We start from the raw sequence: 285 nt of genomic DNA on the forward strand, positions 1-285 counted from the left end.
GGCAGCGATCGCCACGACGACGCCGACAATAAGTGCGATCAGCGATTTATTGCTCATCAGCGACTCTCCCTGGTACGTGCTTGCTGTTGCTGCAGATCAGCTGCCGCACGCGTATTCGCTTCATTGCTGGTGGCTGCCGCACCGGTCACCGGAGTGCTGGTGTTGCGACCACTTTCGACCATCTCGTCCAGCGGCAAGTACAGCAGATTGCTCTGGCCATTCTTGTTGCCGGTCCACAGAATCTTTCTGGTGTTGCTGAAGACTTCCTGCATGGTGTCCAGATAC

The 285-nt window shown here is 56.5% G+C and carries 1 pseudogene; it reads right to left on the reverse strand.

The features are described 5' to 3' along the window. Positions 1-56: 56 nt before the first annotated feature. Positions 57-285 (reverse strand): annotated as a pseudogene (locus tag BK660_RS30235) (FtsH protease activity modulator HflK); the annotation flags it as partial.

This window comes from Pseudomonas brassicacearum, assembly GCF_003732265.1.
Taxonomy (GTDB): Bacteria; Pseudomonadota; Gammaproteobacteria; order Pseudomonadales; family Pseudomonadaceae; genus Aquipseudomonas; species Aquipseudomonas brassicacearum_D.